19 protein-coding genes are annotated in these 22,652 nt (G+C 39.9%); 2 read left to right on the forward strand and 17 right to left on the reverse strand.

What is annotated here, in order from left to right; genetic code table 11:
- Positions 1-28: 28 nt before the first annotated feature.
- The 7 genes from FZC76_RS01040 to hflX form a co-directional block, all read right to left on the reverse strand.
- Positions 29-973, reverse strand: coding sequence for a nucleoside hydrolase (locus tag FZC76_RS01040; protein WP_148986413.1), 945 nt, complete (start codon positions 971-973; stop codon positions 29-31).
- Between the two features lie 69 nt (positions 974-1,042).
- Positions 1,043-1,276 (reverse strand): phage holin, encoded by a 234-nt coding sequence (locus FZC76_RS01045; protein WP_148986414.1) that lies wholly within the window; start codon positions 1,274-1,276, stop codon positions 1,043-1,045.
- 19 nt (positions 1,277-1,295) lie between these two features.
- Positions 1,296-1,697, reverse strand: a complete 402-nt coding sequence (locus FZC76_RS01050) for a hypothetical protein (protein WP_148986415.1) — start codon at positions 1,695-1,697, stop codon at positions 1,296-1,298.
- Between the two features lie 122 nt (positions 1,698-1,819).
- The gene (gene glnA / locus FZC76_RS01055) at positions 1,820-3,154 is read right to left on the reverse strand and encodes a type I glutamate--ammonia ligase (protein WP_148986416.1); all 1,335 of its coding nucleotides are present in this window, start codon (positions 3,152-3,154) and stop codon (positions 1,820-1,822) included.
- Between the two features lie 69 nt (positions 3,155-3,223).
- Positions 3,224-3,628, reverse strand: a complete 405-nt coding sequence (locus FZC76_RS01060; RefSeq protein WP_187441918.1) for a MerR family transcriptional regulator — start codon at positions 3,626-3,628, stop codon at positions 3,224-3,226.
- 796 nt (positions 3,629-4,424) lie between these two features.
- Positions 4,425-5,690, reverse strand: a complete 1,266-nt coding sequence (locus FZC76_RS01065; protein ID WP_148986417.1) for a methionine gamma-lyase family protein — start codon at positions 5,688-5,690, stop codon at positions 4,425-4,427.
- 12 nt (positions 5,691-5,702) lie between these two features.
- A complete protein-coding gene (hflX, locus tag FZC76_RS01070) occupies positions 5,703-6,971 on the reverse strand; it encodes a GTPase HflX (RefSeq protein WP_148986418.1) in 1,269 nt (422 codons plus the stop codon).
- 175 nt (positions 6,972-7,146) lie between these two features.
- Between hflX and FZC76_RS01075 the strand changes: the two genes are divergently transcribed.
- Positions 7,147-7,755: a trimeric intracellular cation channel family protein gene (locus FZC76_RS01075; protein ID WP_148986419.1), complete on the forward strand. Its 609-nt coding sequence runs from the start codon at positions 7,147-7,149 to the stop codon at positions 7,753-7,755.
- Between the two features lie 50 nt (positions 7,756-7,805).
- On the opposite strand, the gene FZC76_RS01080 is transcribed toward FZC76_RS01075, so the two are convergent.
- On the reverse strand, positions 7,806-8,879 hold the full coding sequence (locus tag FZC76_RS01080) for a glycosyltransferase (RefSeq protein WP_187441919.1): 1,074 nt from the start codon (positions 8,877-8,879) through the stop codon (positions 7,806-7,808).
- 140 nt (positions 8,880-9,019) lie between these two features.
- On the opposite strand from FZC76_RS01080, the gene FZC76_RS01085 reads away from it, so the two are divergent.
- Positions 9,020-10,525: a phytoene desaturase family protein gene (locus FZC76_RS01085; RefSeq protein WP_148986421.1), complete on the forward strand. Its 1,506-nt coding sequence runs from the start codon at positions 9,020-9,022 to the stop codon at positions 10,523-10,525.
- Positions 10,526-10,561: 36 nt separating this feature from the next.
- Here the strand turns inward: FZC76_RS01085 and spoVK are convergent, their stop codons facing one another.
- The 9 genes from spoVK to FZC76_RS01135 form a co-directional block, all read right to left on the reverse strand.
- A complete protein-coding gene (gene spoVK / locus FZC76_RS01090; protein WP_148986422.1) occupies positions 10,562-11,494 on the reverse strand; it encodes a stage V sporulation protein K in 933 nt (310 codons plus the stop codon).
- Positions 11,495-11,801: 307 nt separating this feature from the next.
- Positions 11,802-12,029 (reverse strand): RNA chaperone Hfq, encoded by a 228-nt coding sequence (gene hfq, locus FZC76_RS01095; protein WP_010193436.1) that lies wholly within the window; start codon positions 12,027-12,029, stop codon positions 11,802-11,804.
- Positions 12,030-12,059: 30 nt separating this feature from the next.
- Positions 12,060-13,010 (reverse strand): tRNA (adenosine(37)-N6)-dimethylallyltransferase MiaA, encoded by a 951-nt coding sequence (miaA, locus tag FZC76_RS01100; protein WP_148986423.1) that lies wholly within the window; start codon positions 13,008-13,010, stop codon positions 12,060-12,062.
- 94 nt (positions 13,011-13,104) lie between these two features.
- On the reverse strand, positions 13,105-14,991 hold the full coding sequence (mutL, locus tag FZC76_RS01105) for a DNA mismatch repair endonuclease MutL (RefSeq protein WP_148986424.1): 1,887 nt from the start codon (positions 14,989-14,991) through the stop codon (positions 13,105-13,107).
- 18 nt (positions 14,992-15,009) lie between these two features.
- Positions 15,010-17,622, reverse strand: a complete 2,613-nt coding sequence (gene mutS / locus FZC76_RS01110; protein WP_148986425.1) for a DNA mismatch repair protein MutS — start codon at positions 17,620-17,622, stop codon at positions 15,010-15,012.
- 534 nt (positions 17,623-18,156) lie between these two features.
- Positions 18,157-18,696, reverse strand: coding sequence for an outer spore coat protein CotE (locus FZC76_RS01120; RefSeq protein WP_148986427.1), 540 nt, complete (start codon positions 18,694-18,696; stop codon positions 18,157-18,159).
- 590 nt (positions 18,697-19,286) lie between these two features.
- Positions 19,287-19,721 carry a RicAFT regulatory complex protein RicA family protein gene (locus FZC76_RS01125; protein WP_148986428.1) on the reverse strand — a complete coding sequence of 145 codons (435 nt, stop codon included), beginning with the start codon at positions 19,719-19,721 and terminating at the stop codon, positions 19,287-19,289.
- Positions 19,722-19,724: 3 nt separating this feature from the next.
- The gene (miaB, locus tag FZC76_RS01130; RefSeq protein WP_148986429.1) at positions 19,725-21,269 is read right to left on the reverse strand and encodes a tRNA (N6-isopentenyl adenosine(37)-C2)-methylthiotransferase MiaB; all 1,545 of its coding nucleotides are present in this window, start codon (positions 21,267-21,269) and stop codon (positions 19,725-19,727) included.
- A gap of 190 nt (positions 21,270-21,459) precedes the next feature.
- Complete coding sequence (locus FZC76_RS01135) at positions 21,460-22,638, reverse strand: glycine C-acetyltransferase (protein WP_148986430.1); 1,179 nt, start codon at positions 22,636-22,638, stop codon at positions 21,460-21,462.
- Positions 22,639-22,652 lie beyond the last annotated feature (14 nt).

Consider the following 22,652-nt stretch of genomic DNA (forward strand, 5'->3'; position numbering starts at 1 on the left):
TTCAGCAGGCATTCCTATTTTTGCATAATTAAGCAAGCTCTCCCCCGTCCGCCAAGTTAATTCTTATAAAATCTTCTATAAAGTGATTATAATTAAAATCCATTGCTATATAATGCTCGCGTTCCGGCTCTTTGTAGACCATTCTAAAATCCGCTATACTCTGCCCTCTGTTCCCATCAACAATAGCAACCCTTACATCCCGCTTGACTGTATACGTTCTATCCTTATTTAATAAGTAATATAGAGTAAAAACATCGTGCAATGGTGAACCGTCAAGTCCTGGCATCACTTGATCATAAAAAGTAGCATAATAATTCGTAACTTCTGGAATTAATTTTTTGTACGGACTATTTGTATGATTAAAAATATACGTTGCTATATCCCTTGTAATTATTGCCCTGTTCGTTACATTGAGTGGCGTAATATACACTTTTTGCGCTTTATTCAAAATAACAGAAGTAGCAATCGGATCTCCCCAGAAGTTGGCTTCAGCAACATCAGTAACGTTACCGGGTACCATGAACGCCCCGCCCATAAGATATACCTCTTTTACCTCTTCCATAAGTTCAGGTCGTAGGTTAAAAGCAAAAGCAAGGGATGTTTGTCTCCCTACATCCACAATCACGATGTCGTCAATATTTTCCTCTATAATCTCAAACATAAGTTCAAAAGGACTGACGTCCGCTTGGAAATCAGCTGGCGGTACTATTGGTCCTAGCCCCTGAGGTCCGTGTATCTCTGGATAAAAGGTAGTTGGAATACCACTTAGCGGCTGAGAAGCACCCCTTATTACCGGAATATCCGATCTTCCTGCAAGATCCAATAGATATGCAGCATTCCTTGTTGAGTCAAAAACAGAAACATTTCCATACCCTGTAACGATTCCCATTACTTCGATTTCTGGATGGAGCAATGCATATATAATGGCTAATGAGTCGTCAATTCCGGGATCTGCGAAAAGCAAAATTTTCATAGTCTCCACACTCCAACAATTTATAAGGTCAGTAAACGAGAAAAAACCAAGGCAAATACCTCGGTCTTTTTACTTAGTTCTACTCCTAGCTTTCTTTGTCCAGTCATTGTCCTTCCACCAGGCAACAAGTGCTGCAACAGAAGTCCAGACTATGCTGAATAGTTGCTCTAACTCTTCTTCGGAAAAAGGCAGAGGTGATTTTCCGTAGACTACGAGAAGTTGATTTACAAGAGCAAAAACAAGAAACACTATACGAAACCAAGCACCTTTGGAAACCGGCCTTATCTGATTTTGTTCTGACATCTGACTATCCCCCTAAGATTTATTTTGGAGTAAGCGGCTTCACTGATATAGCTAAGGATGAATTGGTAACCAAACAACCTTCTAGATCCTCTTCTTTAATAAGATTTAGTTGAATGGCTGCTTTAATCTTTGTATCATCGGGTTTTTTTATTGTTTTAATTAGTTCATTCATACTTAACTCCTCAAGCTTTTGAACGGTTTCATCAGAATACTTCTCCGATTTCCTAACCTGTCTTTGCAGCTTGTATCCACCCATGACTACCTCTGCCTTTTCATCTTCCCCAAAGCTTTTGTCAAAATAAAGATGAAATCGATCTTTTAGTTCTTCCATCTGTTTCTCTATTTCTTTCTTTTGCTTATTGAATTCGTAGTATCTTTCAATCATTTCAGCTGTAACAGTAGGATGATTCACCTTTGCCATATAGCCACTCCCTTGTACACTTACTAATAAAGCTTATTTGTTTTAAGCGGATAATATGACAGGACAAAAATCACAAAACGCAAAAAAACCTTCGCACATAACAGCGCGAAGGTTTTTATCTATTAGTACTGAGTTAAATATTGATCTCTTTCCCATGGGTGAACCTGGGTGCGGAACATATCCCACTCGATTTCTTTTGCTTCAATGAAGTGCTCAAGTAAATGCTCACCTAAAGCAGATTGGATCACTTCATTTGATTTTAATTCTTCAAGTGCAGCAGCAAGTGTTGCCGGAAGGTCTGCGATACCAGCAGCAACGCGCTCTTCTTTGTTCATCACATAGATATTGCGGTCGATTGGCTTCGGAGCTTCCAATTTGTTTTTAATGCCGTCAAGTCCAGCTTTCAATAATACAGCCATAGCTAGGTATGGGTTAGCTGCTGGGTCTACACTACGAACTTCTACACGAGTGGAGATACCACGAGAAGCTGGGATACGGATTAGTGGGCTACGGTTACGCGCGGACCATGCAACATAACATGGTGCTTCGTATCCAGGTACAAGACGCTTATAAGAGTTTACAGTAGGGTTTGTTACTGCAGTGAAAGCAGTAGCATGCTTAATGATACCTGCAATAAAGTGTCTTGCAGTATCACTTAATTCTAAGTTACCGTTAGCATCATAGAACGCATTTTCGCCGTCTTTGAACAAGGAAAGGTTGCAGTGCATACCAGAACCGTTCACTCCGAAAAGTGGTTTTGGCATGAATGTTGCATGCAATCCGTGCTTACGAGCGATTGTTTTTACAACAAGTTTAAATGTTTGGATGTCATCACAAGCTTGAATCGCGCTTGCATATTTGAAATCAATTTCATGCTGTCCAGGAGCTACTTCATGGTGGGAAGCTTCGATCTCAAATCCCATTTCTTCAAGCTCAAGAACGATATCGCGGCGGCAGTTTTCACCAAGATCTGTTGGAGCAAGGTCAAAATATCCACCTTTATCATTTAGCTCTAATGTCGGCTCGCCTTTTTCATCTAATTTAAATAGGAAGAACTCTGGCTCTGGTCCAAGGTTGAAATCGGAAAATCCTAGGTCTTCCATTTCCTTTAACATACGTTTTAAGTTTGCACGAGGGTCCCCTTCGAATGGAGTTCCGTCTGGATTGTAGATGTCACAGATGAAACGTGCAACTTTCCCTTTTTCAGAAGTCCATGGGAATACTACGAATGTGTCAAGATCAGGGTATAAGTTCATGTCGGACTCTTCAATACGAACGAAACCTTCAATGGAAGATCCATCAAACATCATTTTGTTGTCTAATGCTTTCTCCAATTGACTTACAGGGATTTCCACGTTTTTGATTGTTCCAAGGATATCCGTAAATTGAAGACGGATGTATTTTACATTTTCCTCCTGGACAATACGTTTGATGTCCTCGTGTGTGTACTTAGCCATAATAAAGTTCCTCCTCAAAATTTTTACTATTTTAGTTTTAATAAAAACTTACCAAAAAACTCAAAAAAATTAATGGAAAAATCGGGACATATCACCTTGACGGAGACTAGTTCGATTATATCTTCCCGCTTGCACCATTTCCGCACGCAACAGTTTGCGCAGTTGGTCATCCGACAGTTCTGGCTTAGCAGCAACTTTTGTCACTTCCTCTGAAGGGACTTCATTTTGCTGTTGCTTGACTGTCATCAGCTGTTTGATGCCAGCTATGTTCACTTTTTGCTCAATGAGGTTCTTAATCTCTAATAGAGTATCGACATCATTGAAGGAAAAAAGTCGGCGATTGCCTTCAGAACGAGCCGGGAATACAAGCCCATTTTCTTCATAATATCGGATTTGTCGAGCTGACAATTCTGTTAGCTGCATGACAATTCCTATTGGAAATAATGGCATTGAACGTCTAATATTGTCACTCACTACAAATCCTCCTTTCATCATTTCCTATGAAGTTACTCTTAGTTTATGCGATGTTAGATAATCTGTCAAGAACATGTTAGGTTTTCTAACATTATTTTTGGAATCCCTAAGAATAAATGTTCAAAAATGAGGTTTATAGTTTTATGTATTTGGAATTATGTCCCCTTTATCTATTACCTCTTACATACATTTGAAAACATATTGCCTAATTTCATTTTCAATAAAGAATCGCTGCGTTTGATCCTTGCTCTTGGGAGATCAGGTCTTCATTTGTGCCATGAAGACCTCTCTAGATCGTCTCTCGCTTCACTCAGGTCTTCATCCACTTCATGAAGACCTCTCTACACCATTTCTCAGCTAACTCAGGTCTTCATCCACTTCATGAAGACCTATCCTTTCTTGCTTTACTCAGGTCTTCATCCACTTCATGAAGACCTCTCTACATCCTTTCTTGCTTTACTCAGGTCTTCATCCACTTCATGAAGACCTCTCTACATCATTTCTCAGCTAATTCAGGTCTTCATCCACTTCATGAAGACCTCTCTCAATCCTTTCTCGCTTTACTCAGGTCTTCATCCACTTCATGAAGACCTCTCTACATCATTTCTCGCTTCACTCAGGTCTTCATCCACTTCATGAAGACCTCTCTACACCATTTCTCAGCTAACTCAGGTCTTCATCCACTTCATGAAGACCTCTCTACATCATTTCTCGCTTCATTCAGGTCTTCATCTTCCGAAAATTTCATAATAACAAAAAAAGCCCAGGGCTCACCCCCAGGCTCTTATAACTCCAACTATTCCATTAACCCCTTACTAATCAAATGATCCACCGCACTACAAACAGCAATCTTAACATGCGAATATGTCAAGCCTCCTTGAACATACGCAACATACGGTGCTCTGATAGGACCATCAGCAGTAAGCTCAATGCTCGCTCCTTGAATAAAGGTCCCTGCAGCCATAATCACGTCATCCTCATAGCCAGGCATATAGTTGGCATATGGGGTAACATGAGAATTGACTGGTGATGCATACTGGATCGCCTGACAGAAGGCAATCATTTTTTCTTTATCATCGAATTGCACCGATTGAATTAAGTCGGTACGGTGCGCATCCCAGCTAGGTGAGGTATTCATCCCGAGCTCTTCTAAAAAGGCAGCAGTGAACATGGCTCCTTTTAATGCCTGTCCCACTACATGGGGAGCAAGGAAGAAACCTTGATACATTTCTTGCAGGCTGTATAGGCTGGCACCAGCTTCTGCCCCTATACCTGGGGAAGTCATCCGGTAAGAACAAGCTTCCACTAACTCTTTTTTCCCAACGATGTAACCACCTGTTTTGGCAATACCTCCACCAGGGTTTTTAATAAGAGAACCGGCCATCAAATCCGCACCAACATGACACGGCTCCTCAAGCTCCACGAATTCGCCGTAACAGTTGTCTACAAACACAACTACATCCGGTTTGATTTCCTTCACAAAACGAATCATTTCTTTAATTTCTTCTATAGTAAAAGATGGTCTTGTTGCATACCCTTTTGAACGCTGAATGCCAATCATTTTGGTGGATGGCGTTATCGCATTGCTGACTGCTTCCCAGTCAATACCGCGGTTATTTTTGAGGTCGATGGTTTTATAGCCGATGTTGTACTCTTTTAAAGAGCCCACGCCACTTCCGCGGATTCCTACAATCTCTTCTAACGTATCATATGGTTTTCCAGTAATATAAAGTAGTTCATCACCAGGACGCAACACCCCAAACAGGGCGATGGAGATGGCATGTGTGCCTGAGATAATCTGAGGACGTACCAGGCCTGCTTCCCCGCCGAACACTTCTGCGTAAATCTTCTCTAATGTATCGCGTCCAATGTCATCATACCCATATCCAGTGGATGGAATGAAATGAGAATCACTTACACGGTTCTCCTGAAAGCTTTTTAATACGCGGAATTGGTTGGTTTCCACTCCAGCATCGACTTGCTGAAAACCTTCTTGAAGCTTTTCTTCTATTTTACGTACGATCGGTTCAATGACTTCCCCATGTTGTAATAAATGGAACATACTAAATCTCCTCTATTTCTTCATACTTTGCTGAATAACAGAAGCCAATTTTGAGTTATCAAAATAGTATCCTTGTAATTCATAGCTTTCTGTTTCTTCTGTGAACTCCATTTTAGACAGGACGGTTTCTTGTTTTAGTTGTGCTATTAATTTTCCTTCTGATGACGGCAAAACGATATGATAGGACTCCATCTGGACTTTGATGAGGGATTCTATCTTTTGGGTCAATAAGGCGATGTCTCCAGTGTCTAAAGCACTTATATGCAATATTTCTTCATTATAAGCAGGTGTGAATCCTTCTGTGGTTTGATCTTTCTTATTATATACAGTTAATACCGGAACGCCTTCCACCCCAAGGTCCTTCAACAATTTGTCTACAGTCTTTTCATGGTTGACGTGATCAGGACTTGAACTGTCGACCACATGTAAAATCAAGTCCGCTTCCGTCACTTCTTCCAATGTAGAACGGAATGCTGCTACAAGCGAGGTCGGAAGGTCTTGGATAAAACCTACAGTGTCCGTCAGAAGGGCATTAAACCCAGATGGCATCATGACCTTTCTCGTTGTCGGATCTAGCGTTGCGAATAACAGGTTTTCTTCAAACGTACCAGCTTCGGTCAGGCGATTAAAGATGGTTGATTTCCCCGCATTGGTATAACCGACCAAGGAAAGTTGAAATGCTTGATTTCTTTTTCTGCGCTCACGATATCTCTCTCGGTGACTGACAATCGAAGTTAGCTGTGTTTTGATATCCACAATTCTTCTATTAATATGTCTGCGATCGGATTCTAATTTTGTTTCCCCCGGCCCTCTTGTTCCTATTCCGCCACCAAGACGTGACAGTTCCACACCTTTTCCGCCAAGGCGGGGTAATAGGTATTGAAGTTGAGCTAACTCCACTTGAAGCTTACCTTCTTTTGATTTAGCGCGCTGAGCAAATATGTCCAAGATCAACTGTGTTCTGTCAATGATTCTGGCATTAAGTATTTTGGAAAGGTTTCTGTTTTGACTTGGTGCCAGTTCTCCATTAAAGATAATGATTTCAGGTTCCAACTCTTCTTCCAGTTGGACCAGTTCTTCTAGTTTCCCTTTTCCTATGTATGTTGCAGGATGAACCCGTTCTCTTTTTTGTGTTAAGGTAACCAGAACTTCTCCGTTGGCTGTTTTAGTCAAGGATGCTAATTCTTCCATGGAATAAAAGAATGCTTGATCATCATCTTTTGGCAATTGACAGCCTACTAAAATGACCTTTTCCTTGTCTTTCTTTTGCGTTTCGTTCAAATGCGTAACCCCTTTTTCTAAATTATTATAAATGATTGTTAAACAAGTTCCTTAATCATATCAAAATATGCTTTTTTTCTCTATTAAATCCTTTAAAACTATTGCATTCTGGCGGTTTTCTTTATAAAATCAGGAAGGCTTTATAGATATTGTATTTTTATTATGGAGTGATCGCATGACTTGGGAAGTTTTCAGCATCATCGGGACTATCGCATTTGCGATAAGCGGAGCGATTGTAGCGATGGAAGAAGAGTATGATATACTCGGCGTTTATATACTAGGAATTGTAACAGCTTTTGGCGGGGGAGCAGTGCGAAATCTCCTTATAGGAGTTCCGGTTTCGGCACTTTGGGAGCAAGGAATGCTCTTTCAAGTCGCTCTAGTCGCGATGACTACAGTCTTCTTGTTTCCCAACAATTTGTTAAAGCACTGGAGAAAGTGGGGCAATTTCTTTGATGCGATCGGCCTAGCCGCCTTTGCTATCCAAGGGGCATTGTTTGCTACAGGCATGAATCACCCCATCAGCGCAGTTGTGGTTGCTGCAGTATTAACCGGAAGCGGCGGCGGTATTATCCGTGATCTGTTGGCAGGTAGAAGGCCGCTTGTATTAAGAGCGGAAATATATGCAGCTTGGGCAATACTTGCTGGCTTAATCATTGGTTTTGGAATTGCAAGCTCTCCTCTACAACTGTATATCCTTTTTGTAGGAATCGTCTCTTTACGCGTTTTATCCTACACGTACAAATGGAGGTTGCCTAACAGAAGTTTACAAAGTGCTGCCTAAATTGTCTTTTTTTCAGGAGGTGAAACTGCCTCCTGTTTTTTTGCCCCATTTTACAGATCAATTTTCCGGCCTTTCCAAGTGACATTCCTTTTAAAAAAGGTTTGCACACAAGAATAGCCAAACAAGATAAAAAAGAATAAAAGATGAAAAGGAAATAACAATGCAGTTCCCCACCCAAAGTTGCCGACAATTGCAAGTGTTCTCTTAAGATGCACTGCAATTAGCACATAACCAGTAAGATAGATCTCTAAAGGAAGCGTTTGATAGCTTGTGAGAAATGTCATCAAACCTCCAAGCCATACACATACCAACATTAAATACCAGATACTTGTTTTGGATGCCCCTGTTGCAAAGCTTTTACTCCAGCCATTACACAGTGAAACAAAACCTTCTGGGTACATCCTCATTTCGATTGCTCCCAAACCACTATAGCACCTAACTTTTCCACCGTGCTTTTGCACCTGAAAACCAAATGCCATGTTCTCCATTAACTCTCCCTGAATTGCTTGATGACCTCCGTACTGAAAGTAATCCTCGCGATGAATCAGTAGACACGGTCCGAACGCCCCCCTTACCGGCAACCACTTTTGTAAAATATGAAAGGCACCAAGGGATCCCATAACCACCAGGTGAAAAAAGGAAGACAAGCTTTCATATTTTTCTTTAATGTTGTGATAGGGATGAATGGAAAGCACTTCTCCTTTTCCCTTGTAAGCCGAAAGCATATTCTCCAAGCCATTTTCTGAAATAATTGTGTCCGCATCTAAAAATAAAAATAGTTCACCCGTTGCACATAAAGCTCCGTTCCAACATCCAAAGGATTTCCCAAACCATCCGACAGGAAGATCCTCTAATTTGACAACACGTACACCATATGACCGCGCCAGTTTAACCGTTTGGTCGGTTGAATGGTCATCCACGACGATAATTTCTTTTACCTTTCCGTGATAAGCTTGTAAAGATCCTAATAATACAGGAAGATTTCCTTCTTCATTTCTGGCAGGGATAATGATAGATACCTTCCTCAGTAAAGATGATTTCTCTTGCTTATACAACAAACTAGGAATATGAAAAAACAGGACTCTCCCAAGTAATAATGTCATAATTAATATTAATGCTGTCATGAATAACTCCTCCATATACTTCTATTTTAGTTTGAAAATAGAAAAAAAGGGTAAAATGTAAAGTTGTAAACACATATATTTTGCTTCTATCTACTAGACAGTCTAGTCAAACTTATTAGTTTTCATAAGGAGGAATAAGAATGAAAAAGAAAGTTGTAGTAATTGGTGGCGGTCTTGGAGGTCTATCCGCTGCTATCCGACTATCCGCCGACGGTTATGAAGTCCATGTCATTGAAAAAGGAGAGCGTCTTGGAGGTAAGTTAAACATTCGTTCAGGCAAGGGATTTACGTTTGATACCGGTCCATCCATTTTGACGATGCCTTGGGTGCTGGAGCAATTATTTGCAAGCGCAAAAAGAAATTTACATGATTATATTACCATTGAAAGAGTGGAGCCTCAATGGAGAACCTTCTTTGAAGACGGTACAACGATAGATGTAACAAGCGATCTACCTAGAATGTTGGAGCAAATCAGAGAATACTCTTCCAAAGATGCAAACGGCTTTTTTGAGTATTTGAATTATTGCAGCAAAATGTATGAATACAGCATGAAGAGTTTTTACAAGAAGAGCCTTTCAGGTTTAGGGGAACTCCGGGCCTTGCATAATCTGAAAGAACTCATCGGGATGGACCCTATGAAATCGATGGATCAGATTACAAAAAAATATTTTGAAGATAAACACCTTCAACAGTTGTTTAACTTTATGATTATGTATATTGGTTCTTCCCCTTATCACGCTCCTGCTGTCCTGTCACAATTAACACATGTTCAGCTAGGATTGGGCATTTATTATGTAAAAGGTGGCATGTACAAAATTGCGGAAGCGATGCAGAGCCTTATGGATGAGATGGGTATAACGTATAGTTTGAATACTTCGGTTCGTAAAATTACAACGGATGGAAAAAAAGCAACCGGAATAATCTTTGAAAACGGTGAGGAAATTCGTGCAGACCTGGTGGTTTCCAACCTTGAAGCAATTCCAACCTATAAAACCTTGTTGAAAGATGTACCAATGGCAAAAAGAGCTGTTGAAGATTTAGAAAAGTTTTCACCAACTGTTTCCGGTCTAGTTTTACTTCTAGGGGTAAACAGAAAATATGAAGAACTGGCACATCATAATTTCTTCTTCTCAGAAGACCCAGAACTCGAGTTTCACACAATCTTTAATGATGGAAAGCCTGCACTTGATCCTACTATCTATATCGGGGTTTCGTCTAAATCGGATCCAAGCCAAGCGCCACAAGGAAAAGAAAACCTTTTTGTTCTCACCCACGTTCCTCCATTAAAAGAAGGCGAGACATGGGATGAATACAAGGATATTTATCGCGAAAAAGTTCTTTCTAAACTGGAAAGAATGGGGTTAGAGGGCTTATCCTCTTCCATTGAGTTCGAATATTGCTTTACTCCTAACGATTTAATGAATCTCTACGGAGCAAATGGAGGGTCCATATACGGCGTTGTCACAGACCGCAAAAAGAATGGCGGATTCAAAATACCTTGCAAAAGTAAACTTCTTGATAACCTATATTTTACCGGCGGGTCTACTCACCCAGGCGGCGGGGTACCAATGGTGACACTATCCGGACAGCTAACAGCCGATGCCATAAACGAAGATTGGGAACAAGTGAATAAAAGTATTGGATAATATGAAAATAGCAGCCACTTGGCTGCTATTTTTTGCTTATTTTAACAAGAGGTCCCTAGCTTCAATTGTCATCAACTCGTTTTTATGAAAGCTATCGTACAGGAGAAGACGCATAGCTTGCGTCCTTATTGATTTTTCCAAGACATTTCTTATATAGCGGCCATTGCTGAAAGCAGAAGGCAATAAAACACTTTTCATCTGATTGAGGTGTTCACGCATTTTCCATTCTGCCTCTTTGCTCATGATATACTCACGCTCTTTTAGCATTCGCTGACAGATCTCCATCAATTCTTCTACGGAATAATCGGGAAAATCGACGATAATCGGAAAGCGGGAAATTAGACCGGGATTCGTCCTTAAAAATTCTTCCATCTCACGTTGATAGCCTGCAAGTATTAAGATAAAATCGTGCTGCTTATCTTCCATGTGCTTGACGAGAGTATCAATGGCTTCCTTTCCGAAATCCTTTTCTCCCCCTCTCGCAAGCGAATAAGCTTCGTCTACAAACAAGATGCCTCCTAACGCTTTCTTCACAAGATCCCTTGTCTTTTGGGCAGTATGACCAATATATTCCCCGACAAGATCTGCCCTTTCCGCCTCAATCAGGTGACCTTTTGAGAGTACATTCATGTCACAAAACAACTTTCCTATCAACCTGGCAACCGTCGTCTTACCTGTACCAGGGTTGCCTTTAAACATCATATGAAGCACTTGCCTCTCTGTTTTCAACCCTACTTCTTCCCGCTTCTTATTCACATATATCCACGCATAGATTTCCTTGACCACTTTTTTCATTTCCTGTAATCCAACTAATTCCCCCATTTCCCGCTCTATTTCCTGCAATATTGCATGGTTGGTAGGAGTAAGGGGTTCCTCAAGTGTTTGAACATGGGTGACTCTCAGCGGCTTTTTTTGCCCATTTAAGACAATATTTATTTTCCCATTCTGGTTTTTTATGGGTTGATCCAAGAATGTCCACCTCATTTCCACGCCAAAATCCGACATATCTTGATGCGATTCCTACTATCCTCTACCATTTTGTCAGTAGATTTAGCCTCTTTCGATTTTTTTCAACAATTTTCATATATTTTCATCAAACTATTGACAAACTTGTCATATTATGCGCTTTCCCGAGAAATAATTGCCTCTTTTCGAGTTCATTATTTCCGCAATAAAACAAATGGAGAGAATTTCTCCATTTACTAACTAAATATATGATACTTGGTGAGCTATATGTTTCTTTTATGCAAAATAAAAAACCAGCAATCTGCTGGTTTTACGCTTCTGTTTCAATTTGCACGTTCTTTGATGGAGAAAAGGTAGAGATGGCATGTTTATAAATCAACTGTTGCTTTCCTTCTGTTTCCAAAAGCACAGTGAAATTATCAAACCCTTTAATTAATCCACGAAGTTGAAACCCATTCAGCAAGAATACCGTTACACTTGTTCCATCTTTTCTTAATTGGTTAAGAACTTGATCTTGGATATTTATTGATTGCTTCATCATTTCTTCCTCCTCTTATCTCTATCTTCCTTACTTATTCGCCCCAAGTCGAAGCTTTCCTGCTATAACCGTGAAAATTTGTGATAACTTTTGCTCGATATCTGCATCTGTCATGTCAAACCAAGTTACATCCATCTTGTTACGGAACCAAGTAAGCTGTCTTTTGGCATATCTTCTTGAGTTTTGCTTTAAGTCATCCACAGCCTGCTCTAACGTCACTTTGCCATCCAAGTAAGCATATAGCTCCTTATAACCGATCGCTTGGATGGACTGACAATCCCGAATCCCATTGTCATAGAGAGTTTGCACTTCTCTTAGCAAACCTTCCTCCATCATCAGATCCACTCTTAGATTGATTCTCTCATACAGTACTTCCCTTTCCATAGTGAGACCAATCAAGGCAACATCATACAATGGTTCAGGTTGCTGGGTATCCTGATACTCTGACATGGTTTTACCCGTAGTATAGAATATTTCCAGCGCACGAATTACTCTTCTCACATTATTGGGATGAATATTGGCTGCACTTTTCGGATCAATATCAGCAAGCTCTTGATGAAGCTTTTCTACACCAATCTCTTGACTTCTTTTTTCAAGACGGAGACGAGTTTCCTCATCCTTCCCACTTTCTGAAAATTGATAGTCATATAGGACAGATTGAATATATAGGCCCGTTCCACCGACAATGATGGGAATACGACCTCTTGAAGTTATTTCGTCGATCTGTTTCCGAACATCTTGTTGGAATTCTGCGACCGAATAAGCTTCTTCGGGTTCTTTAATATCAATGAGGTAGTGAGGGATTCCCTGCATTTCTTCTTCTTTGATTTTGGCAGTACCAATATCCATTGTCTTGTAGATTTGCATGGAATCTCCGCTGATAATTTCACCGTTTAGCCTTTTTGCCAGCTCTACACTTGTTTTGGTTTTTCCTACAGCTGTAGGACCTATAATCACAATAACTTTTTGTTTCTCTCCCACCGCTCACTCACTCTCTCAATTATTCTTTATCACAAGATATCATTATACCCATTTTTACTAGAGCTCAATCTAATTGATAAAAAAATTTCTATTTTCACATGACCCGCTTAAACATTTTTTCCAATTCATAGGACGAAAAATGAATGAGAATCGGTCTTCCATGAGGGCATGTAAATGGATTTTCAGCCTCTCTTAACGTGTTTAAAAGAGCCGTTATTTCATCTTGTCTAAGATGATGATTGGCTTTTATGGCTGCCTTGCAGCTCATCATGATTGCCGCTTCTTCTCTTAAGTCAGAGATGTTGATTTTTTTCTTTTCCAAACATAGATTGATCATTTCATCGATCGTTTCTCTTTCTTCTCCTTTTGGAAACCAAACTGGATGAGCCTTCACGATGAATGTTTGGTGGCCAAAGGGTTCAAGCATGATGCCTACTTCCGAAAAAGCTTCCGTATGCTCTTCAAGAAACAAATACTCGTCTAAGGAACATTCAATCGTCAATGGAACCAGAAGTTCTTGAAGACTTCTTTCTTCCCTGCCAAGTTTTTGATAGAAATATTCGTAGTTTATTCGCTCCTGTGCTGCATGCTGATCGATTAGATATAATCCGTTCTCATTTTGCGCAACGATGTAGGTACCATGCATCTGACCTATGGGATATAGAGCAGGAATACGGGATTCTCTCTTTTCTTCAGTAGAGTGTTCAGGTTTTTCGTTATAAATTTCCTCTACATCGTCAAAAGAATCTTCTACATACTCCTCTTGCTGATTATTTTTATAAGCAACGTTATGGTTGGGATCTTCCCAAGTTTCTGAGGGTTCGTTAACTTGAAATGTTCTGCTCTCATCATCCTTCTGCTTGATAAAGGTTGGTTCCTGTCTTTGTATGGAACGGTTAGGCGGAAAACTTTCATCAAGTGTAAAGGTTTGCTGAGTAGGTTTTGGTTCTTCTGAATAGCTTGTCTGCTTTCTTGGGCTATTGGAAGGAATAAGTTGTTTTTTCTGAAAAGCATCTTTTATCCCATCGGCAACCAGCCTATAAAGTTCTTCCTCTTTACTCAGTCTCACTTCTAACTTGGCTGGGTGGACATTTACGTCCACTAATAGAGGGTCCATCCTTACTTCTAAATAGACAATCGGATATCTCCCAATTGGCAAGAGAGTATGATAACCCTCTTGAATGGCTCTTACCACTGTATAGTTCTTGACATAGCGCCCATTAATAATCGTCGAGATATAATTCTTGGAGGCTCGTGTCACTTCTGGCATAGCAATATACCCTTTCACTTCAAAATCCAAGGAAGTAAAGTGGATGGGGACCATTTTCTTGGCGATATTCATTCCATAGATGGCAGCTAAAACATGCAGGCTGTCACCATTCCCGTTAGTTGCAAGCATCCTTTTTCCATTATGGCTAAGACGGAAGGAAATAGAAGGATGTGCTAATGCAAGCCGATTCACCATATCAGATATATTGCCTAATTCCGTGTGGATCGTTTTCATATACTTTAATCGTGCAGGTGTATTGAAAAATAAGTGCTGCACCACAATATCGGTTCCTTTTCGACTGCTTGATAGCTCTTGGGTTTGCAATACTCCACCTTTAAAGCTTAGATGTGTCCCAGGGCATTCCCCAGTACTTGTGGTGATGTCAAAGAGGGAGACGGAGGCGATACTTGGCAGTGCCTCTCCCCTAAAACCAAGGGTTCTTATGCGGAACAAATCATTTTCATTTTTTATTTTACTTGTTGCATGGCGCTGGAATGCCGTCAGACAATCCTCCTGCTCTATTCCATCTCCATTGTCCAGCACGCGGATTTTTGAAAGACCCGCCTCTTCAAGTTCGATTTCGATGATGGTAGAATTTGCGTCAATTGCATTCTCTACCAACTCCTTTACAACAGAAGCAGGTCGTTCAACCACTTCCCCAGCAGCTATTTTGTTCGCTAAACTCTCATCTAACTGGACGATCTTTCCCATTCTATTTCCTCCTTTCTTTTATGATTTCACTTTTAATAACTTTTGTATTTCATGCAGTTTATTTAACGCTTCTAGCGGTGTCGTTTCAAGCAACTCTAATCTTTTGATTTTTTCAAGAGCTGTTTTTTCACTTTTGGACAGTTTGTCCATTTGCTTTTTGTCATCCGTTTCTGCAAAGAAAGACAGTTGTGTAAGTGGATCTTGTTCTACTGTTTGTTTCTCTGTTGTTGCAGCCACTTCGACATGTTCACTCTTCGGTTGACTTTCTAATTTTTCAAGAATGGTTTGAGCTCTTGTTATTAATTCTTTAGGAAGTTCCGCTAATTCTGCTACATGAATTCCATAGCTTTTATCTGCTGGCCCTTCTTTCATTTTATGAAGAAAGACCACTTTACCATTTTGCTCGACGACGCTGACATGGATGTTCTTTAGCTTGTTAAGCTCTCTGTCTAAGGAAGTCAATTCATGGTAATGGGTGGAGAACAAGGTTTTTGCTCCGATTTTATCATGGATATATTCAATTAATGCTTGCGCCAGAGCCATTCCATCATAAGTAGATGTCCCCCGGCCAATCTCATCAAAAAGGATCAAGCTATTCTGTGTGGCATAAACAATGGCATTACGCGCTTCTAGCATCTCGACCATAAAAGTACTTTGACCAGAAATTAAGTCATCCGCTGCTCCAATTCTAGTGAATATCTGATCGAAAATCGGAAGGGAAGCCTCTTTTGCCGGAACAAAACAACCAATCTGAGCAAGAATTGCCGTCAGGGCCACTTGACGCATATACGTACTTTTACCGGACATATTTGGACCTGTGATAAGCAGCATCTCATTTTCCTTATCCATCCACGTATCATTTGGGACATACTCATTCGCATCCATCACTTTTTCCACTACCGGATGACGGCCATCTGTGATATACACCTTTCTTTCGTCGTTAAAGGTAGGCCTTGTGTAATACCTGTCCTCACTGATAGTTGCAAAGCATTGAAGAACATCCATTTCACTGACTGCTTTCGCAAGTTTCTGCAGTCTTGGAATATAAGCCTTCACTTCTTCTCTTAACTTTAGGAAAAGCTCGTATTCTAGTGTAACAATCTTTTCTTCTGCTTCTAAAATTAATGTCTCTTTTTCCTTTAATTCTTCTGTAATATAACGTTCTGCGTTAGCAAGTGTCTGCTTTCTCTCATACCTGCCCTCAGGTAGAGAGGATATGTTCGCTTTTGTTATTTCAATATAATAACCAAAAATACGATTATAACCTATTTTAAGAGAACGTATCCCCGTTAAATCTCGTTCTCTTTTTTCTAATTCAGCTATCCAAGTCTTGCCATTTCTTCTCGCATTTCTGTATTTATCTAGTTCTTCATGGAAACCATCCTTCATCATGTTTCCTTCTTTAACCGACAAGGAAGGCTGCTCTAGCAAGCTATCATGGAGAAGTGTTGTCAACTCTTCACATTCATCCATGTTGTCAAGTAGGACAGTATTATCTATTGGAAGCTTTTCCACCATTGACTTAAGATGAGGGATCTGAGATAGAGACTTTCGTAATTGCACAAGATCTCTTGCGTTTACATTTCCAAACGCTACCCTTCCGGCAAGCCTCTCTAGATCATACACTTCTTTCAATAACTCTCTTATTTCTTGTCTTGTAAAATACTCATTAATAAGCGTTTCCACCAAATCATGGCGTTGTTTGATTTGTGTAGGATTGATTAACGGCCTGTCCACCCATTGCTTTAACAAGCGCCCCCCCATTGCTGTCACCGTTTGATCTAACAACCAAAGCAAGGAACCTTTTTTCCCTTTCGAACGAATGGTTTCCGTCAACTCAAGGTTACGCTTTGAAAAGAGGTCAATTTTCATTGATTGATCTAATTCAAAAAACCTTGCCGGTTGAAGATGATCAAGACTTCGCTTCTGTGTTCTCTTTAAGTAATGGAGCAGCCGCCCAACAGACATTTGTAACTTCTCTTGTTCTAGATTTTTAACAATCTGATTAAACTCGACTGGAATATCCGTTGCTTCCTCGTAAGAACATGTGGTAACCATTCTTTCTTTTATCATTTGAACAAGATCTAATGGAAATTTTTCAGAAACCACGATTTCCTTAGCTCCAATGGAATATACCTCATTCACAAGTTGCTGAACGGGTCCGTTTATGACAGTCGTATGTAATTCTCCTGTCGAAAGGTCTGCATACGCAAGTCCAAATGTCTCGTCTTCAAAGTTGGTAATGGATGTCAGGAAGTTGTTTTGTTTGTCGGTTAGACCTTTTGTTTCCATGACAGTACCTGGAGTGATCAGTTGAACTACTTCTCTTTTCACAACCCCTTTTGTCTGCTTCGGGTCTTCCACTTGTTCGCAAATTGCTACTTTATAACCATTTTCAATAAGTTGATCTATATAATTAGGAGCCGAATGGTAGGGTACCCCACACATAGGAATTCGTTCTTTTCCCCCACCGTCGCGGCTGGTTAATGTAATTTCCAGTACTTGAGATGCTTTTGTCGCATCTTCAAAAAACATTTCATAAAAATCGCCAAGGCGAAAAAATAAAAAGGCATCTTGATAGTCTGCCTTTACTCTCAGGTATTGCTGTATCATCGGCGTATAAGAAGCCATCGTAATCCCCCAACTATTGTTTTTTGCTGCTTTATTATATCATATTTTGGTGTGTCGGGGGTGGTTGAGGAATAGGTGGTAATTATCAGTGGAGGAATGGGTGTGGTATAATGGGATGGCATTAACATTCAAAAGAATGACGTTGTGTTAAAAAATAGGGTGATGTTTAAGATTATGGTTATCAAGAAAAATATTTAGCGAGTCTAAATGTCCGAAGTTTTTTGAAAATTGACCGAAGATTTTACGATTTTGACCGAAGTTTTTGAAAAGTTGACCGAAGATTTTCAATATTTGACCGAACCATAATCTGAAATGACCGAACCCCTTTAAAAGTTGACCGAACTTCACATTACTTTGTCCAAACCTCTTAAAATTCCAAGGTATTTTGTCCAAAGTTAGAAAAAATGTGACCGAACCAAAAATTCACAACTAAAAACAAGGGCATTTTCATTCAAAATCACCAAAAACTTCAGCTTTTCTTGTCTATTTCCTAAAAAACAAAAAACCAGGAAGCAAATTGCTTCCCAGTTTCCTTTACTCTTCGTAACCGTCGACGATAAAGTCTGGATTTAAATCCTCAAACTCATCCTCTTCTACATCCCAGTCATTATCATCCGCCAATGAGTCTGGATGTACTTCTACTGTAATTTTGGTTTCCCCAATAATCTCGGTTAAGAATTCTCTTTCCACTTGTACTTCCACTTTTGCTTCCTTGTCAGCGATGCTCGCTTCTAAGCAATTAGGCTGTTGTAGGACACGCGCAATTACTTCATGATCATCACCAAGGCTGTTTTCATCTTTATACCTCAGCTTCACGACATCTTTGTAGGAAACCGTTTCCGTCACTACTTCCGTCTTCGTATTATCACTGTGTGAATACCAGACGTTAATATCATATTTCCCTTTTACTTCTACGGTATCATCCACTTTTTTCGCATCATACGTATGGTTAATGACCCAGCATCCTAAAATGCTTGTAGGACGATGCGAGGGACTAATCGTATGTTTAGACTGCGTAAACTTTCTACCCTTGCCGGTTACTGCTCTTGTGATAATTTCTCTGTATTCAGACATTCGAGCATACACCCTCCTCATTACAATCTTCATTTCATCCTATGCGGGTTAAATGACAATTGTGATTAGTTGAATTCGCTGCATAACTAAATGATTTCTAACACATTAACGTATAGTTCATTGTATGCAAGCTTATCTGGATATGTGCCTATTTTTTGAAAAAATCACAAGGTGCAATAGACGATAAAAAATCTTACAAAACCAAATCACCTTTTAAAATTAAAAGATTTTTAAGCGGTCTACCACCGCTGTTTCTTTCCGCAAATGACTGCGCTTTCCGCGGGACGGTGCTTGAGCCTCCTCACTTCGTTGTGGGGTCTCAAGCTACCGTTACCCCCCGCAGGAGTCTTCGCCAATTGCTCCAATACACAGCTATAAATCATGTGAACGTTACGTTATGCTTATTCATTAAACTCATTCAGATACTTTTCATAAATCCTTGAATGAATGAACTCACCTTGTTGTTGTAGTGGAAGTCTCTCAGACGCCCGCTGGCAAGCAAAGCGCCTAGAACGGAAATCAACAGTATTGATAACATTATGAAATTAAAAAAAAGCATGGAATTAAGCTTCCATGCTTTCTAATAATAATTATGAGCAGCTTCCACCGTATGTGGTGTTTTTTACATAGGAGCCGGTTTCTCCGCGAAGTACATCTCCACCAGTTGCAACGATGATTTCGTCTGTTACTGTTTTGGAAATGTAGGAAGATACTAATTGTAAAAGGTCGTTCACGTTTGTTTGGGATGTTTTGAACTCTTGTACAATTGGAATCTCATCCATTTCTGCTAAAAGCGCATCTAACTTCGCTTCTGTTTTCTTTAATGCTTCTGTTTTTCCGTAATGTTGGAAGTTTACTGCTTGTTTTTGCAAGCTTTTCACACTTGCAACCATCTCTTTAATTTTTTGATTTTCGTTAATTTGCTCTTCCGCACGCTTGAAGAATTCTACTTCTTCCGTGTCAGCGATCATCTGTGCGAGTTCTTTTGCTCTTTCTACTATATCTGCTCTCGTATATTTTGCCATTGTTTATACCTCCAGTGCTTCTTCTGCTACTTCTTCCACCAATTCTCCATCCAATGTCCAAGTTTTCGCTTTGACCACTTTTACTTTGACTATTTTACCGATGACAGATTTTGGTGCTTTAAAGTTAACTAGTTTACTTTTATCTGTGTATCCTGCAAGGACATCCGGATTTTTCTTACTTTCCCCTTCAACTAACACTTCTACAACTTTACCCTCGTACTCTTTTAATTTCTTTGCAGAAATCTCATTAACAAGTGCGTTTAGACGCTGAAGGCGGTCTTTCTTCACTTCAAGAGGTACGTTATCCACCATTTTCGCAGCAGGAGTACCTTCCCGTGGAGAATAGATGAAAGTATATGCTGTATCAAATTCCACTTCACGATACAGAGACATTGTTTCTTCAAACTGTTCTTCTGTTTCATTAGGGAATCCAACAATAATATCTGTTGTTAATGAAGCATTTGGCATAGCCGTTTTAATTTTGCCGACTAACTCAAGGTAACGTTCTCTATCATATTTACGTGCCATCAATTTCAACACTTCAGAACTACCTGATTGAACTGGTAAGTGAATATGATCAAGAAGGTTTCCGCCTTTAGCAAGCACTTCCACTAAACGATCATCAAAGTCTCTTGGATGACTTGTAGTGAAACGGATTCGAGGAATGTCAATTTTACGGATCTCATCCATTAAATCGCCAAGACCATACTTCATATCCTCAAAATCTTTCCCATACGCATTTACATTCTGCCCAAGCAATGTAATTTCTTTATAACCTTGTGCTGCCAAGTGACGCACTTCTTGAATAATATCTTCTGGACGTCTGCTGCGCTCTTTTCCTCTTGTATACGGCACAATACAATACGTACAGAACTTGTCACAGCCGTACATGATGTTTACCCAAGCTTTGATTTCACCTTTGCGGTTCTTTGGAAGGTTTTCAATAACGTCCCCTTCTTTGGACCAAACTTCTATCACCATTTCTTTGGACATATATGCGTCTTTTAGAATGTTAGGAAGGCGGTGAATATTATGGGTACCAAAGATCATGTCAACTTGCTGATACGTTTTCAATATTTTATTTACTACTGATTCTTCCTGGGACATACAGCCGCAAACACCTATTAACAAGCCTGGTCTTGATTTTTTCAAAGTCTTTAAGTGTCCTAATTCACCAAAAACTTTGTTCTCTGCATTTTCCCGGATGGCACAGGTATTTAAAAGGATTACATCGGCATCATTCACTGTATAGGTCGGTTCATATCCTAACGCAAGGAAGATCCCTGCCATTACTTCTGTGTCATGTTCATTCATCTGACAACCATACGTACGAATATAAAACTTCTTGCCAACCCCAAGGTTTTTAAATTCATCAGAAATAGAAAAGTCTTGGTAGGCAACTTCTTCTTTTCCACGTTTTTTTGCATCTTTTAGGGAAGGTGGTACATAAACAGACTCAAAGTATTTGCTGAAATCCTTTTCGGATTTTTTGTCCGAAGAATTTCCAGTGACTACTTGTCCTGCTTCCACTCTTTGTTTCTCATTCATTGTGATAACTCCTTTCCAGAAAAGTAGAGCGCATAAAACTCTACACATTAACATAGTATATAATTTTATGGCTTCTTAAACAATAAATATGGAGAAGTTTACATAAATCTACATATTTATAAGACAGTATAGCTCCTACATATTGAGCACATAACAAGAGAGACACTTTTGAGGTGTCTCTCTATGATTATTACGATATAATCCCTAATTCTTTTCCAGCTTTTTCGAAAATGTCTAGGGCTTCTTGAAGTTCTTCTTTTGAATGTTGAGCAGTAACGATTGTTCTTACACGCGCAAGTCCTTTTGCAACTGTTGGGAATGCGATACCTTGTGCAAAAACACCGTACTCTAACAACTTATCAGAGAATTTATGAGATAGAGCTTCGTCCCCTACGATAACAGGTGTAACGGGTGTTTGGCTTTCCCCTGTATTAAAGCCTAGTTTCATAAGTCCATCTTTAAAGAATTTTGCATTGTCCCATAACTTTTCAATAAGCTCAGGCTCTTCAAGTAAAACTTGGATTGCTTCATCACATGCAGCAGTTACTGCTGGTGGGTGAGAAGTACTGAAAAGGAACGGACGTCCTTTATGAATTAAGTAGTCAATTAATGAACGAGAGCTCGCTACATAACCACCAAGAACACCGACCGCTTTACTTAAGGTACCAACTTGGATATGCACACGGCCATCCAATCCAAAGTGATTGACGGTACCACGGCCGTTTTCACCTAGTACACCTGAAGCATGCGCATCATCTACCATTACAAGTGCATCATACTTTTCAGCTAGCTCAACAATTTTATCAAGCGGGGCAATATTTCCGTCCATGGAGAACACACCATCCGTTACAATTAGACGTTTGCGATATTCGCTTGATTCTTTTAATGCACGCTCTAAATCTTCCATGTCAACATGCTTGTACACTTTGCGAGCAGCCTTTGTTAAACGAATTCCATCGATAATCGAGGCATGGTTTAACGCATCAGAGATTACAACATCTTCAGGAGAAAGGATTGCAGAAAGGACTCCTTGGTTTGTTGTAAATCCGGATTGGAAAACAAGACTTGCTTCTGTATGTTTAAATTTTGCTAGTTTTTCTTCTAATTGCTCATGCATGGTGAAAGTTCCGGCAATGGTACGAACTGAACCTGTCCCGGCACCGTATTTTTCTGTTGCTTCTAAGGCAGCTTTCACTAAACGAGGATGGGTAGTCAATCCTAGATAGTTATTGGAAGAAAGTTGAATCACTTCTTTGCCTTTAATCACAACTTTGGATCCTTGATCGGACTCTAACGGTACTAACTTACGAAATGTACCTTGTACTTTCATTTGATCTAATTCTTCTTGTAGGTATTCAAAACCCTTCATCTTAACCCCTCCTG

The organism is Sutcliffiella horikoshii (assembly GCF_008180725.1).
GTDB classification, from domain to species: Bacteria; Bacillota; Bacilli; order Bacillales; family Bacillaceae_I; genus Sutcliffiella_A; species Sutcliffiella_A horikoshii_B.